A 16,571-nucleotide genomic window follows, 5' to 3' on the forward strand; every position below is an offset into this window, starting at 1 on the left:
TTTATACCTCCACCGGATATTGCGTATTTGCCCCCCACTCTGCCCATGAACCATCGTACACGCTCACCACTGTCGCGCCGCTCAGTAAAGCGGCAACGCCAGCAATGCAGGCTGTAACACCCGAACCACAACTGCAGATAATTGGCTTACTTAAGTCCACGCCCGCTTGTGCAAAAGCGTCTTTAAGCGTCCTCACCTTTTTAAACCGCTGATTTTTCAATAATTCCGTAAACGGCACATTGTACGAACCCGGTATGTGCCCTCGACGAACGCCAGCCCTCGGTTCCGGTACTTTTCCACTGAACCTGTCACGACTACGCGCATCCACAATCTGTGTGGCTGAGCCTAATGACGCTTCCACTTCGCCAGCGCCAACAAACCAGTCAGCTTCAGGCTGAGGTTCGTAAAAACGATTGTGTCCCGGCACTGCAGAGCCCGGATTAATGGGTAACGCAGCGGCCTTCCACGCCGGTAAACCGCCATCAAGAATCTTCACATTTTTATGACCCAGCGCTTTCAACAACCACCACACGCGGGGCGCTGAATAAATACCGTGGTTATCGTAAACCACTACGGGTGTATCGATGCTTAAGCCAATGTGCCCCAGATGAAGCGCCAGCGTGTCAACGCCGGGGAAAGTATGAGGTAAAGACGATGAGGGATCGCTTCCTTCACTATCAATATCAAAATTAAATGTATTAGGCAAAAAATCGGATTGATGATTGTCAGCGGTACCATTAATCGGATCTTTCATCAATGCACGAAGTATCATCAGCGGTTCCTGCACTAACGCCTGCTGTAATTCAGCCACTGAAATTAATGCGGTTTTCATAGCGATAACCTTACGTAAGGTGGGATATATGTAGTTAAAAGCCAATAATATTGCCAATCCATAGCGATGAGTTCTGACTATGGATTGGTATAATACGAAGATTCGGTGAAAAAATATAGCCAGTCTTTTTTTGTGTACGCACTGCTCCCGTCCCTCGTTTACTCATCGTCAGTTGGCGTACGGGATTTTAATCTTTGTTTAAGGGTAAAGTAGGCAAAGCGCTCAAGTCTGAGCGCCTTATTCCTGTTATTTGCTCAGCACATCAAAGGCGATGTGGCTGGGAAACTCGGTATTATGATAAACCTTATGTTGCGCACGCACATAATCTTTAGGCGTGGCATTAAAAATGTTATCAACATAATTTTGCGGGTTTCTGTCCAGAAACGGAAAAATACTGCTTTGGATTTGAATCTGCAACTTATGACCGCGTTTGAAATTATGCAGCAGATCATACAGCTCAAATTTAACCAGCGTCGGCTTATTTGGGGTAAAGGGTTCAGGCGCACTGAAGCTGTTTCTGAACCGACCACGCATTATACCCCAGCGAACCAACTCATGACGATTACCCGTTTTAGCATCCATTTCATTGGAGTTTTCATCGACACCTGGAAATACATCAATAATTTTGACCACAAAATCAGCAGCCGATTGATCAGTAGATACCCACAGCGATGCCTCTACCGGCCCCGCGATGGTCATGTCTTCTTCCATTTCAGGTGAGTTAAATACCAATACGTCTGGGCGACGCGCGGTAAAGCGCTGATCTTCTGCCATATAAGGACGATCCCAGCCACGGCTAATATTGGCCGAATGAGGAACGGGCTTGTTAGGATCGCTTACATAATCAGAAAACCCTTCTTTGACCATTGGTTTACTGTTACCTAATTTTTCTTCGCCCTGGAAGTATAAGGTTTCATTGTGGGTATTTTTTGGCGGCCACTGTGCAAAGGTACGCCAGCGATTCGCTCCGGTTTCAAATACGGTAGCTTTGGCGTTATAGCTATCATTGGCAGATTCACGAAGGTGTTGCTCAAAGAAAGGTAACAACACGTTGTCCTGAAACCAGATACTGGTTTCAAAGCCAAACTGTGCCTCACCCAGGTTTGTTCCCTTATCCCGAATCCATTGACCGTGGTACCAGGGCCCCATTACGATTTGGACATTCTTTTTCTTGTTGCCATCAGACATTTTTTGATAAGTAGCAAGTGGACCGTACAGATCTTCGGTATCATACCAGCCGCCCACAATCATCACTGCGGGTTTAATATCGTTCAGGTGTTGTAATACATTGCGTGCCTGCCAATAATCATCGTAATTGGGATGCTGCGTCAGCTCGTTCCAGAACGGCCGTTCACCCTTAAAGTACTTTTTATCTACATTAGAATGCGGCCCCAGGTTTTTGAAAAAATCATAGCCGTCAGGCGTCTGCAATTCGTTTTCTCCCTTGGCGCGAAAAGGAAACACGCCCTCGCGAGGTTTATCAAAAGAATCAAAGAATAAAAAAGCCATGGGCGTAGAGAATGCGCCATTGCGATGAAAGTCATCAAAGAACCAATCGGCAATGGGCGCCTGCGGTGAAATGGCTTTCAGCGCCTTATGGCTGTTGATAGCCGACACCGAAGTGTAATAGCCAGGGTAGGAAATGCCCCACATCCCTACTTTACCATTGTTGCCGGGTACGTTTTTCACCAGCCAATCAATAGTGTCATAAGTGTCGGTGGCATCATCAACCGCATCCTTGCCGCGTGTGTAGGCGTCCTGGGGACGCATATTCACAAACTCCCCTTCCGACATTTGCTTTCCACGCACGTCCTGAAAAACAAAAATGTAGCCTTTTTCCTCAAACTTTTGGCTTGGCCCCAGGCGGGTTTTGTAATCCGAAGTTCCGTAAGGCGCGACGCGATAAGGCGTGCGCTGCATCAACATCGGGTATTTTTTTGAACTGTCGTAGGGAATGTACACTGAGGTAAACAGCTTTTTGCCGTCACGCATGGGAATGTGGTATTCGTATTTAGCATAATGTGAGCGGATATATTCGGCCCGTTTATCTTGGCTCTCTGCCGCCGCACTAAAAGCGCTTAGCGTAATTATTGCAAAAGCTAGCAGCCACTGCCCCGCAATTTTAACTTGAAGTCGTCGCATGAGTTTTTCCTTATTATTTTATAAAAGCCGACGCTTTACCGTGGAATATGAGCAAAATCAGGTTGTCGCCAATACGCACGTCAGGATAAAAAAGCCTCGGTAAGACTGAACCTACCATTTCGCTATCGCTGACTCAATTTGTCGTGTGCTCACTCGTTGAATTCTTAGGTTAAAACGCGCTTCTACCTCAATTTAAACAAAGCGCTCACTTTCTTACAGTTAATGATCTTAATTCCTTTAATTGCCGTTTTGGGTTTCTGATCAGCAACATTAACTTTTACCAGCAGTCGCTAAGCTTTTCTTATGTGAGGAGCCTTCCAGAGCTGCTTGCAAAACAACACGGAATTTATGAAGTATAGAAGCGAAATAGATGGCTTGAGAGCCCTCGCCATTCTCCCGGTAGTCTGGATGCATGCGGGTCTACCTGGGGTAAGCGGCGGCTATCTTGGTGTGGATGTATTTTTTGTAATCAGCGGCTTTTTGATTACCTCTATCATCACCACTGAAATTCAGCAAAATAGCTTCTCATTACTTACATTCTATGAGCGTCGGGCGCGCAGAATTCTGCCGGCGTTAGTCGCAGTTATTTTCGCGACGTCAGCGGTTATTCCTGTCATTACTGTTGCCCCGAAAACGCTGCTCGATTACGGTGCCAGCGTCGTCAGTGTGGTGGTATTTGCCTCCAACTTTTTCTTTTGGCAAACATCAGGTTATTTTGGTTCTGCGTCTGAGCTCTCGCCGATGCTTCATACCTGGAGCCTGGCGGTCGAAGAGCAGTATTATATTTTCTTCCCGTTACTTGCCATGTTAGTCCTGCCCCAGGGAAAGCGTTTATTCATTGCGTTACTGATTGTAATTTTACTGGTAAGTATTACTTTAGCCCAAATCATGGCTGTTACCGCGCCTATTCCAAATTTTTACTTGCTTCCCAGCAGAGCGTGGGAACTTATGGCGGGCGCTTTAGCCAGTTTTCTCATAACCAGCAATGGTGTGAAGAACGTTAAACCTCTTCTTGCAAACCTACTAGCGCTGGCAGGTATGCTGATGGTAATGCTGAGCTATCTTACATTTACCCCAAACACACCGCACCCATCCATGCTGACAGCCGTTCCTGTTGCAGGGGTAGTATTGATGTTGTTATTCGCCAGACAATATAACCTTGCCGCGACGATATTATCCGTTAAAGCATTTACCTTTATCGGGCTGATGAGTTATAGCCTATACCTGTGGCACCAACCCGTTCTTGCGCTTGCCAAAATTTATTACGGCGAGCATTTATCCACTTCAGCTAAAGTTGGGTTAATTGTCCTTACTTTTGGGGTTAGCGCCCTCTGCTGGAAATACGTAGAATCGCCTTTTAGAAACAAGCAGGTCTACTCACGTCGGCGTATATTTTCTCTCAGTGCAGTGTCTTTATCCGTGGTGCTACTTGCCGGGCTGCTCTATCAGCAAAATGTGTCCGTGCGGAAGCTTTTTCAACCACACGATATGTACCGCTATGAACTGCTACAGGTGGCTGGCGAGTCCCACAGTCATCAGGATATGTATGAACAGGCGTGCAAATTCTGGTCGCCTGAATTTTCTCCCGCTTTCATAGCCCGATTTAAAGAATGTGCAAAACGCTTCGACCAAGGGATAATGATACTTGGCGGTAGCCATGGTATGGATCTTTACAACGCTGTGGCGAGAAACAGCGAAAACCCGTTTGTGGTCAGCGTTTCCCGAGGCTCCTGTCGCGCTCACAAATACAATGGTAATCCCAAAGATATTCCTCATTGTCAGTACGAAGATTTTAAAACCTTTGCACAGGAATACGCGGAAAACTTGTCAACGGTGGTGTACACCCAAACCCCCGATCGCCTGTTTGCCCATAATGACATGTTCAGTTCAAATTCTACTGAGGTCTTAGGCGAATACATCGACCAGATCGTGAGTTATCTTGATACCCTACAAAAAAGTTATGATCTTAACGTCATTATGATTGGAATGTTACCGCCAATAAAAGTACCTCCCTTCTACTGGGATTACAACGTGCCGCTTGAGCAGCAAGCTAAAAGTAATGTTTCTGCAAATGCGGTGGCGTTAGTTAAAACAGTAGATACTTTATTGCGTAGCAAACTCGCTGCAAAAGACATTACTTACGTGACTAAGATGGATGCTTTTGCGCTGAATCTGCCAGACGATCTTATTATTGATGGCAACATTACGTATTCCGATAACCGTCATCTCAGCACGAAAGGAGAGGAAATATTCGGTAAGCGGCTGATGACGCATCTATATAAAAAGGGATTTGCGGATTTTAAGCCGGTTAGCCAATAAGGATAATCCAGTTGAGCCAGCAGCTTTGCCATAAGCAGCTGGCGAATAAATCGTCTCTCAACCGCATTTTTGCCAAAAGGAATCTTTTTTCACCACCTGGAACTTCGCCCATGCACGAAACTCCTCAACATTGCATGTTTCTATATTGCCGATAGTCGTGCCGGCTACCCGTTGAAAAGTGACTTGTCCAGCGTGTTTAGCAGTGGCTTTTGTGCGGTGCAACACTTCACGAACAGACCAGTCTTTTCCCAACTGTCCGTTGCTGTAAAAAGCATTTACCTTAATCTCTTTGGGATGAATCACTTCTTTTTCTGCGTTGAGTTTAGCCAGTTCAAAAAGCTCTACCCAGCTCTCTTCAGTAATATCAATGTAGGAATCATGTTGATTAACTGCGGCGATAAAATCTTCAAGGGTTATCTCTGATTTCCGTTGGCTAGGTTCCACACGCTGTACAGTGTGCGTTAAGTGAAAAAGGTGTACGGGATACAAGCGCCACTTGAAAGGATAATTCAGAATAATTGCCAGTAACACCATGATCACCGCACTGAACAACACAGGAAAAAGAATGAATAGATACCCTAAATGCTTTACGCCATCCCCACCAAGTACCGCAGTGAGTGCGGTGGCCCCCCCAGGAGGGTGAATGCACTTAAAATAGTTCATAAAGAAAATTGCGCCGCCAACAGCCATGCTGGCAGCCAGCAGCGGCGAGTGGATATAGTTACTACACACCACACCGACCAGCGCACTCACGACGTTGCCACCAATGACCGGCCACGGTTGGGAAAGCGCACCATGAGGTACGGAAAAAAGTAGAACCGCGGTGGCAGCAATGGGAATAAGAACAAAACAGTCGGCAAAGATATAGGCATTTTGCCCAAAACTTAGTCCTGCAAAATATATCAGGCCAATGGCTACCATGCCTGTCGCACCAGCCACAGCTTTTTCTTTGGCTGAAGTCGTTCCGCGTCCCAGTCCCATATAGTGTTTAAGTTCGGTAAACATAACCTGTTAGTCTTTCCGCAATTTTGAGAGATTCTTATGTATGTGAATTAGAGCCTGACGTTATCGGATCAACGCCTTTTAGCAGCCGCGGCAGTGTAGCAGGCCTTCTAAATGAGGAATAATGAATATTAATGCTTTATAATATTCGATATTTTGATATTAAAAGACATAATTGTTATGGATATTCATCTTGCGCAAACTTTTATTGCAGTTGCCCAATCCGGTAGTCTGATTGCCGCCGCTAAGGCACTGCATGTCTCCCAAACTACTGTCACCGCGCGGATAAAAAATCTGGAAACACAGCTTCGGTGTACGTTACTGATCCGCAACCGAAGTGGCGCCCACTTGACCGAAAATGGCCAACGTTTACTCCCCTATGCCCATCAAATGATACAAATATGGGAGGCAAGCAAGCGAGATGTGCCTGCGCCCTCTGAAACATCAGAGGTACTGACCATTGGCTGCGAGCAAAGCCTGTGGAATCCTTTATTATCAGCATGGGTGAGCGTTATCTGTCGGTCTTTTCCAGATATTGCGCTGCGCACTATTGTGGCAGAATCTGATCGGCTCAATCGCGATATTAAAGCCGGATTCATCGATATCGCGCTGGTTCATTTGCCAGCGTACGCCACTAATGTGTGTGTTGAGCACCTTTTGGATGAAAAGCTGATCATGGTGACATCGCGGTCTGCCAGGACGCGGTCTGCCAGGATGCGGTCTGCCAGGCTACCTGCAGACGAATATGTTTACGTTGATTGGGGGCAGGAATTTGCGGAGCAACACGACGCTGCATTTCCTGAGCTCATCCAAAGTCGCATTTACTTTAATTTCGGTCCCGCTGCGCTTCAATATATTCTGAAAGAAGGCGGAAGAGGCTATTTCAGAACGCGCGTGGTAAATCGCCATCTGAATTCCCAGGATCTTCACCGGGTAGTGGATACGCCTGAATTTTCCTATCCTGTCTATATTCTTCACCGCAAAGCGCCGACAGAGACGGTAATACTGTGTGTTGAGAAACTGCGCAATCTCGCCAAATCGGAAAGTAATTGGTTCTAGGGTGGATAAATTCGTTAGAAGGAAAAAGCCATCATGTAAAGCATCTTTTACGGAAGCGAACACGGAAAAACATTCAACGGTTCTAAAGTTTAAAGCGTGCAAGAACGATAACGTCATACTGTCGCACTTTTCATCTTAATCTCTTTTGGCATATTTCAAAACCTTAGCTATTTATTATATTAGAACTGTCTTACCTGATTTGGCAGTAGCTTTTTTACAGGATACCCAATGAAATTTCTGTTAAAACTTTCAGTCGCTAAAAAAATCTTTCTCATTCCTATTATCGGAGCAGCAAGTTTCGTCGTTTTTATCGTAATTAACAGCTACATTTCTACCCAAAATGCAAAACAGCTTAAGGTTGCAAAGAATATTGACTTTCCTGCGTTGCAGTTAAGTTCAACAGCATTAGCGAGTATGGAAGAAATCCGTGATCTTCTTGCTGCCGCTGTCACCACTGGAGATACCGAAGCATTAGCGCAAGCTCAGGCTTCTGCCGAAGCCACCCTACAAAGTCTGAGGGAGATCGAGAACATAGATCCAGAGTTAAGTGGTGAGGTAAGCGCCGTATTAAACGAATTTAACGCCTATTTTAGTCTTGCGCTGCCCATTACTGAATCTATGTTAAACAACACCACTGACTTCAGCACACTGAACGAGCAGCTAGAAGAAATGAATGCCAGTTATACAACTGTTACCGAACACCTGCTGCGTTTTAAGCAAGCCCGTGCTGAAGCATTTGATACGGCATTTTCTGATTACAATGAAGCTCAGCAGTTCTTATTGATGCTGGGCATTGTGATGGGCGTGCTTACCATCATCATTTTGTTTGCAACAGCCTGGCCCATTGTTTCAGAAATCAGAGGAAACCTGAATCGCGTGGTGCAATCGTTACGAAATATCGCCGAGGAAAATGGTGATCTGACTATTCGCATTCCCTCTAACTCGAAAGATGAAGTCGGTGAGCTGGTAACGTATTTCAACCGCTTTATGGAGCGGCTACAGAATATCGTGAAAGACATTGTAGAGACAACGCTGCCGTTGTCGTCGCTGGCACAAAGCTTACATGCGCTGACATCAGAAACCAATCTTACTATTAAGAATCAACAAGCTTCCGCCATTGAAGCAAAGTCGGCGGTAGACAATATGAACGAGTCAGTCAATTCTGTGGCAAGCCATGCATCAGAGGCTGCCAAAGCCGCAAATGAAGCTTCCAGAGCCGCGCAAGAAGGTAAGCTGGTTGTGGGAAATACGGTCTCCAGCATTGAAGGTTTAGCGAATAATGTGGCTGAAGCCGCAGATGTTATCAAGAAACTTGAGGGTGATTCCAATAAAGTCGGCGCCGTACTGGACGTAATAAAAGGAATTGCGGAACAAACCAATCTGCTTGCGCTAAATGCCGCTATTGAAGCTGCCCGCGCTGGGGAACAGGGACGCGGCTTTGCTGTGGTCGCTGATGAAGTCCGTACGCTTGCTTCCAGAACGCAGAAGTCTACTGAAGAAATTCAACAAACCATTCAGCAACTGCAAAGTGCTGCGCATTCCGCCGTAGCGGTGATGAGCAAAGGCAACGATTTCGCGAAAGAAAGCGTGGAAACCGCTAATTCCGCTGGTGCGAGCTTAGATACCATTACTCAGACTATAGAACAAATTAGCCAAATGAACGCCCAGATCGCTCAATCTACTGATATTCAGCAATCCACATCTAAAAATATTGTGGGTAGTGTCGATGCGATCTCCCGCCGGACAGAAGAAACGGGTAAAAATTCCTATCAACTGGCTTCTGCCAGCACCTAGTTAGCCGAACTGGCAACGAAGCTTGAATCTATAGCCAGACAGTTCAGAGTATAACGCCTTATCAGGTATGGTCGTGCATATGCAGTTATCAATATAGCTATGCACTTTCGTACTTTGGGCGTATGCATTTTACCTAATGTTGCACTACTATGCGCGACGAAATATTTAACCCCAATCCTGTTTAAGAAATTGAACTAAAAGCCTGTTCCAAGATCGGATCTTTCGACAAAGAAATGACCAAATCAACAAGGAACAGGCATGAAGAATCTAGTTGAATTATTTTGCGATGTCGATGACTTTTGCAAAGTGTTTATTCCCCAATGGCAAAAGCAGCTACTTGAAGACGGCACCAGAAGACGACGACGTGAGTGCCGTATGTCAATGAGTGAAATGATGACAATCATCATCGGTTTTCACATGTCACATCATCGCGATTTTAAGAATTATTACTCGGGGTATGTAAGAGTATTTTATCGCAACGCATTTCCTGATTTGCTTAGTTATACACGCTTTTTAGAAGTAATGCCGCGAACAATTGTGCCCATGTGTGCCTACTTCAGTACTTTAAAGGGAAAGCCTACAGGCATTGAATTCATTGACTCTACCAGCCTAAAGGTTTGCCATAACATTCGCATACCTCGCCATAAAACCTTTGACGGGATAGCGCAAAGAGGAAAAGGAACAATGGGCTGGTTTTACGGCTTTAAACTACACTTGATAGTGAGCCATCTGGGTGAAATCGTGGCGACAAAAGTGACGACGGGGAATGTCCATGACACAAAACCTGTCGAAGAATTAGCTCGACATTTACCCGACAAATTGTATGGCGATAAAGGGTATTTGAGCAAAGCATTAGAAGCTAATTTATTTGAGAAAGGCGTCAAACTTATCACCACGGTTCGCAAAAATATGAAAGCAAAAGCGATGTCTTTATGGGACAGAGCGATGCTATCGAAGCGCTTCATTATTGAAACTATCAACGACCAATTAAAGAACATTTCATACATTGAGCACTCAAGGCATCGGAGTATAAATGGTTTTACACTCAATTTAATGGCTGGTCTGGTGGCTTATTGTCTTAAAGAAAACAAGCCATCCCTTAATATCAGTGACATTGAGCGCAATGCGATGGTTGTTGCTTAAGCCGATCTGGGGTTATTTACCTTTTGGATCTACTATGAAATTTTCCTTATTGCGTTGTCTGCCATTGGCACTGGCATTTTCTTCAACTGCCAATGCTGATATCCAGTTTAGTGGCTTTGGCACCGTTTCAGCGGGTGTACTTACCGAAGAAAATACCAAAATTCGAGACTATACTGATACCGATGTCAACTTCTCGCAAGGCTCCTTTTTTGCGTTACAGGCGTTCTCGGATTTAGGTGACGGCCTCAGTGTTACCACACAAATCAGAGCGCGCGGAAACGAGGATTGGGATCCAGAGTTCACCTGGGCATACCTATCGTATCAGGCCAAAAATAACTGGCGAATTCAGGTGGGTCGGCAACGTATTCCTGTTTATCTTTATTCTGATTACTTAGATGTGTCCTACGCATATCACTGGATAGCGCCGCCAACGGAGGTTTATCAATCATTCTTTGACAGCATCAATGGTGTCTCTTCTATTCACGATTTCACGGTCGGTGAAAGTCAGGTAAACCTGCGTTTTTATTATGGTCAGGAAAACAACACAGACAACGGCGTAGAGTTTGACATCGATAATGTGTTTAGTGCTGTCGCCAGCGTCAACTATGACTGGTGGACTTTCCGGACAACCTATCTTAATTTGGAACTCGGAGCAGATCTTGGGTTGACACCGCTTGCTGACGCTTGGCGCCAGACTCCTTTCGCCTATATTGGCGATGATTTGGAAATTTACGAAGATACGTTAGAAGGGTTGGAATTCGGCGTTATTTTCGATAATCAGGATTGGCTATTTGTGGCCGAATACATTTCCGTAGCAATGGACAACACGCTCATAGGCGATAATAAACCGTGGATGGTGTCGCTGGGCAAGCGGTTTGACTCTGTCATGTTTCATGGCACGGTTGGTCGGGATTCGGCAAAAACTGGCGTAGATTTATCGGTTATTCCTTCAGGCGTAACGCCTCAGTTAGATCAGCTCACCGCGACTACAGAGGGAGTATTAGCTAGCCGAACCAGAGAATCGCAGTTTTATACAGTGGGTGTACGTTGGGACTTTCATGATTCCGCAGCATTTAAGGCTGAATATACGAATTCTGAGCAAGCGGATGGCAGCGATGCAGGCCTGTTTCAAATCGCCGTTGTTACAGTTTTTTAAGGTGATTATATGAAAAAATTTACGAAATTATTTTCTCTAAGTGTTTTGTTCGCTGCTGTCGGATCATTTGCCTTACCCGCATCTGCTGAAATCGCAGTGATAGTAAACAGCAGCTTTAACGAAAGCGTCGATGCAGATCAGGTAACTAAGCTATTTCTGGGTAAAGATAAATCGCTAACCCCTATTATGGCCGGAGGCAAAGCATCTGACGAATTTATTGAAAAAGTATATCTCACACGCCTAGTCAGTACAAAGCCTATTGGGCAAAACTGGCTTTCACAGGCGGTGGACGCCCGCCGCAGACGCTAGATAACACGGCCGATATAATTAAAGAAGTGGCTTCAGACAAAAGCAAGATTGGCGTTATTGATGCCGCAGAAGTCACAGATTCTGTTAAGGTTTTACATAAATTCTAAGGCTTGGAGTCGTAGCTGCTTTAAATAGCTACGACCCCGCTGCCAACTGAAAACCAAGCAAAGGGCTGATACCAACAACGGCCCTTTTTCTATTTCAATTTAGTCAAAAAACTAATTCTACTGCCCTGCACTTCCTTCACTGCTCATAAGCCTCAATGTGCAGACGCCGGCTTCAGGTGGATACCGAGAATGTTACCCTTCATTTAATTTCTTATACTGCTTAGGTTTCAACAGTCGGTATATCCATAAAAAGAAATAGGGTGCAAAGAAAACCACAAAAATGGTTGTTGTAGTAATGCCACCCAGCACACCAATACTAATGGCGTTCTGAGCGCCAGACCCGGGGCCGGAGGCGAAAGCTAATGGCATTACGCCGAGTATAAATGTTAGCGATGTCATTAGTATCGGCCGCAATCGCTGTTTTGCAGCACCCATTACGGCATCATAAACGCTCATACCATCATCAACATTACGCTGAGCAAATTCGACAATTAATATCGCATTTTTCGCCGCCAAACCAATAGTCATCAGCAAACCCACCTGAAAATAAACGTCGTTCGCCTGGCCGGCAAGCCAGGTTGACATTACCGCGCCAAATATCCCCAGCGGAACAATAAGCATAATCGCCAAAGGAATGGTCCAGCTTTCATACAGCGCAGCCAGTATCATAAACACTGCGATTACGGTAATTCCGTACAGCATCATGGTTTGATTGCCGCTCTCCTTTTCTTCATAGGAAAGTCCGGTCCAGGCAATATCGATGCCCTCGGGAAGGGATTTAACAAGACGTTCAACCTCCTGCAATGCTTCACCTGAACTTACTCCAGAAGGCGTAGAGCCTTGAATTTCACTCGATGAAATGCCGTTAAATCGAGTAAGTTTTGGCGGGCCGTAAGCCCATTCACCATTGGCAATTTCCTGCAACTGCACCATGCCGCCACTATCGTTACGGACATACCAATCATTAATATCTTCTGGCAGCATCCGATATTGATCTTCTGCTTGTACATATACGCGTTTGATGCGGCCATCTTCGATAAAATCGTTAACGTATGTTCCACCCAAGGCTGCGCTTAAAGTTTGATTAATGGCAGATATGGGTACGCCTAGCGCGCGAGCTTTTATGCCGTCGATATGCAAATCATATTGCGCGTTATCCGCTAAACCATTAAAGCGCACCTGGCTAAGCATCTGGCTTTGCGCGGCGGTGCCCAGAAATTGATTGGTCGCGGCGACAAGTGCCTCGTGTCCCACGCCTCCCTTATCAATTAACTGAAATTCGAATCCAGTTGCATTGCCCAGCGCGCTGACCGGAGGTGGAATCAGAGGGACTATCATGGCATCTTTAACAGATGACAGAGCCTGGGTAGCCTGCTTTTGAATATTAAACACGCTGTTGTCTTCTCCCCGCGCTTCCCAGTCTTTCATTTTTACAAAAGCAATGCCTACGTTTTGCGCCTGGCCCGCAAAGCTGAATCCCGCGGCGGTAAACAGTCCCTCAACTGTACCTCCGGCTTTTTCTAAATAGAAATTTTCTACTTTTGCTAATTTTTCGCGGGTTTGTTGCAGCGTAGAACCTGGAGGTCCGGTCACCAAAGTAAACATACGCCCTTGGTCTTCTTCAGGCAAAAAAGAAGTGGGAATGCGAAGAAATACGAATATGGTAATAGCCACTAAAACGGCGAAAATAAGTGGAAGAATAAATTTGTTGTTGAGGGTTTTTTCAAGTACGCGCCCATGACCAGCACGCATTTTGTCGAACCCTTTGTTAAACCAACCAAATATTCCTTTTTTCTTTGCTGTTTTCCCTGACTGTAAAATAATGCCGCATAACGTCGGCGACAGCGTCAGCGCAACAAACAGTGAAATTGTCATTGCTGCTGATATGGTGATAGCAAACTGTCGATAGATCACTCCTACCGATCCTTCAAATAACGCCATGGGTAAAAATACTGCCCAAATCACTACGGTGGTGCCCACTAAGGCTCCTGAAATTTCACTCATGGCTTTTTTTGCCGCGTCCTTAGGCGAAAGTTCTCCATCTTCCTCTAGTTTTCGCTCAGCATTTTCTGTTACCACAATGGCATCGTCTACCAACATGCCGATGGCTAATACCAAAGCAAATAAAGTAAGAACATTAATTGAGTAACCCAATGCCAATAGAAAACCAAATGTTCCCAATAGTACAATGGGAATGGCAACCGCAGGAATTAGTGTGGCGCGCAGCGTTTGCAGAAAAATATAAATAACCAGCACTACCAGTACAATGGCGATGGCAAGGGTTTCAACAACATTGAAAACGGAAGATTCAATAAAAGGTGATATATCCACTGGATAGACAATTTCCAAATCACTGGGAATAATATTGTCAAAATCTTTAATGCGCGCTTTAACAGCGTTAATTGTGGCTAATGCATTTGCTGATGGAGCCAGTTCAATAGCGATACCAGAAGCGGGTTTACCGTTCCATCGCCCCAGTACCTGATAGCTTTCTGCTCCTATTTCTATGCGGGCGACGTCTCCTAACGTCACATGTGAACCATCAGAATTTACCGAAAGTAATATCTGCTCGAACTCTTCTGGAGTAGAAAGAAGAGCTTGGGCTGTAATAGTGGCGTTAATCTGCTGGCCATCAACAGCAGGAGTGCCACCAATTTCTCCCGAAGCAAGCTGAACATTCTGTTCTTCAATGGCACTGATAACATCCAGGGTAGTGATATTAAAGTTGTTCATGCTGTGAGGATCTAACCACACTCGCATGGCATGTTCAGGTCCAAAAGTCTGAATTTGTCCTACTCCGTTTACCCGGCTTAGCGGCTCCTCCAGGTTTGATACCAAAAAATCCGATATATCATTGCGATTTGTTTCGCCGCTTTTAGAATAAAAACTTAGCAAGAAAGCAAAACTGTTACCGGCTTTTTCCACTGTCACGCCGAGTTGCTGAACCGTGGGTGGTAACGCAGACTGCGCTTGCGACACTTTATTCTGTGTTTGTACCTGCGCAATATCCGCGTCGGTACCAGGTTCAAATGTGAGGGTAATAGAGGCATTGCCCGCAGAGGAACTTTGCGATTGAATGTAACGCAGATTATCAATGCCAGTGAGATTTTTTTCTATCACTTGCGTAACAGTATTTTCCAGTGTTTCTGCGGAAGCCCCTGGATAAGAAGCTGAAATAGAAACTTTTGGAGGCGCGATATTCGGATACTGCTCTAAGGGTAAATTTAATAGAGAGTACAGCCCGATCCCCATAATAATGAGAGAAATAACAGACGTAAAAATAGGACGATTTATAAAAAACTGGGAAAACATTGTTAAAGCGCCTGTCCGGATTGCTGCGCTTCTTTGGCAGGCTTACCTCTGTTATTATCTGATTGGTTCTGCGATGAAAACTTCTCAGGCTTGACCGGTGCACCATCCTTCAATGTCATTGTTCCTTCAACAACTACCCGTTCTCCTGGTTGCAATCCATCTTCAATTACCCACTTATCTTCATATGCAACACCGGTCTGAATCGCGCGCTTACTGACTTTATCCTTCTTATCAATAACCCAAACATGCTGCTTTCCGCCTTCACCTATCGTTACACTTTGTTGCGGCACCACCAGCGCTTCGGAGGAAGATAAATCTTCTATGGATGCTCTTACAAATAAACCGGGAAGCAACAGGTTATCTGGATTCGGAAACACTGAACGTAGCCGGATAGCGCCAGTTTGCTGATCTACTGCTAAATCGGTGGCATCAAGTTTTCCTTTGTAAGGATAAGGCTCGCCTGATTCAGCAAAAAACAAGCTAACCTCGAATTCTTGATCATCACGTTCCTCAATTCTCGATTCAATCAACCTTGCCTTTAATTGCTGAGCATCGCCCACAGACTGGGATAAATCGACGAACACGGGATCTAATTGACGAATGGTGGCAAGAGCTTCTTGCTGTTGTTGCGTGACCAGGGCTCCTTTTGTCACACTCGAAGGGCTAATAAACCCGCTGATTGGCGCATAAACTTTGGTATAGGCTAAATTGATTTTTGCGGTTTTGACTTCCGCTTCGGCCTGACTGACGGAAGCCTGAGCCTGCTTTAGCTCCATCTTGGCGTTATCAAATTCCTGTTCACTCAGTGCGTTAATATCAGCTAGAGTTTCGTAACGCCCAACTATTGCAAGTGCATTATTTACCGTAGCTTGTGCGTTCTCAAGATTGGCCTGCGCCACCTCAAGATCTGCCTGATAACGCGCTGGGTCAATTTGATATAGTTGCTCACCCTGCTCCACAAATGAGCCTTCTTCAAAAAAGCGAGCTTGTATAATACCACTGACTTGAGGGCGAATTTCTGCGATGCGATAAGAGACAACCCGGCCAGGAAGTTTTTCCGTATATTGAATTTGTGTGGGCGCGACTTCTACAAACGCTACAGGAACAGGTCGGGACCCAGCCGAACCTGGCTGTTGGGTTTCTTGCGAACCTTCTTGTTTTCCCTGTTCAGCGCCTTTTTCCTTTGTTGCACCTGAATTTTCGCTACAGCCGGTAATCCCTGTTCCTATCATTAATAATGTGACAAATATCTTTATGCACCACGCCTGCCGGCGAAGCACAGTCTTTGTAGATAACGGGAAATGTATCATCCTTTATTTGCCTGTTCAGCATGGTTAAAAAATAGGTGAGCGATATTGAAACGTAAACATCTTTGACGTAAGAGAGTTTTTGCTAC

General features: G+C 45.3%; 11 protein-coding genes. 6 read left to right on the top strand and 5 right to left on the bottom strand.

What is annotated here, in order from left to right; translation table 11 throughout:
- Window position 1 precedes the first annotated feature (1 nt).
- Window positions 2-832 carry a sulfurtransferase gene (locus CA267_RS00115; protein ID WP_075609349.1) on the bottom strand — a complete coding sequence of 277 codons (831 nt, stop codon included), beginning with the start codon at window positions 830-832 and terminating at the stop codon, window positions 2-4.
- A 246-nt stretch (window positions 833-1,078) separates the two neighbouring features.
- On the bottom strand, window positions 1,079-2,974 hold the full coding sequence (locus tag CA267_RS00120; RefSeq protein WP_075609348.1) for a CocE/NonD family hydrolase: 1,896 nt from the start codon (window positions 2,972-2,974) through the stop codon (window positions 1,079-1,081).
- A gap of 348 nt (window positions 2,975-3,322) precedes the next feature.
- On the opposite strand from CA267_RS00120, the gene CA267_RS00125 reads away from it, so the two are divergent.
- A complete protein-coding gene (locus tag CA267_RS00125) occupies window positions 3,323-5,293 on the top strand; it encodes an acyltransferase family protein (RefSeq protein WP_075609347.1) in 1,971 nt (656 codons plus the stop codon).
- A 57-nt stretch (window positions 5,294-5,350) separates the two neighbouring features.
- Here CA267_RS00125 and CA267_RS00130 read toward each other — a convergent pair whose 3' ends face one another.
- Complete coding sequence (locus CA267_RS00130) at window positions 5,351-6,298, bottom strand: HPP family protein (protein ID WP_075609346.1); 948 nt, start codon at window positions 6,296-6,298, stop codon at window positions 5,351-5,353.
- Between the two features lie 177 nt (window positions 6,299-6,475).
- Here CA267_RS00130 and CA267_RS00135 point away from each other — a divergent pair, with 177 nt between their 5' ends.
- From CA267_RS00135 to CA267_RS00155, 5 genes are all read left to right on the top strand, one after another.
- Entirely contained in the window at window positions 6,476-7,354 is an 879-nt protein-coding gene (locus CA267_RS00135) for a LysR family transcriptional regulator (RefSeq protein ID WP_075609345.1), read from the top strand.
- Window positions 7,355-7,582: 228 nt separating this feature from the next.
- Window positions 7,583-9,148 carry a methyl-accepting chemotaxis protein gene (locus CA267_RS00140; RefSeq protein WP_075609344.1) on the top strand — a complete coding sequence of 522 codons (1,566 nt, stop codon included), beginning with the start codon at window positions 7,583-7,585 and terminating at the stop codon, window positions 9,146-9,148.
- Window positions 9,149-9,406: 258 nt separating this feature from the next.
- Window positions 9,407-10,291, top strand: a complete 885-nt coding sequence (locus tag CA267_RS00145; protein ID WP_170668995.1) for an IS982 family transposase — start codon at window positions 9,407-9,409, stop codon at window positions 10,289-10,291.
- 34 nt (window positions 10,292-10,325) lie between these two features.
- Complete coding sequence (locus CA267_RS00150; RefSeq protein ID WP_075609343.1) at window positions 10,326-11,447, top strand: porin; 1,122 nt, start codon at window positions 10,326-10,328, stop codon at window positions 11,445-11,447.
- A gap of 9 nt (window positions 11,448-11,456) precedes the next feature.
- A complete protein-coding gene (locus CA267_RS00155) occupies window positions 11,457-11,756 on the top strand; it encodes a hypothetical protein (protein WP_083638441.1) in 300 nt (99 codons plus the stop codon).
- Between the two features lie 299 nt (window positions 11,757-12,055).
- Here CA267_RS00155 and CA267_RS00160 read toward each other — a convergent pair whose 3' ends face one another.
- The gene (locus tag CA267_RS00160) at window positions 12,056-15,175 is read right to left on the bottom strand and encodes an efflux RND transporter permease subunit (RefSeq protein ID WP_075609342.1); all 3,120 of its coding nucleotides are present in this window, start codon (window positions 15,173-15,175) and stop codon (window positions 12,056-12,058) included.
- A gap of 2 nt (window positions 15,176-15,177) precedes the next feature.
- Complete coding sequence (locus tag CA267_RS00165; RefSeq protein WP_083638439.1) at window positions 15,178-16,485, bottom strand: efflux RND transporter periplasmic adaptor subunit; 1,308 nt, start codon at window positions 16,483-16,485, stop codon at window positions 15,178-15,180.
- Window positions 16,486-16,571 lie beyond the last annotated feature (86 nt).

The sequence above is a fragment of the Alteromonas pelagimontana genome (assembly GCF_002499975.2).
Lineage (GTDB): Bacteria > Pseudomonadota > Gammaproteobacteria > Enterobacterales > Alteromonadaceae > Alteromonas > Alteromonas pelagimontana.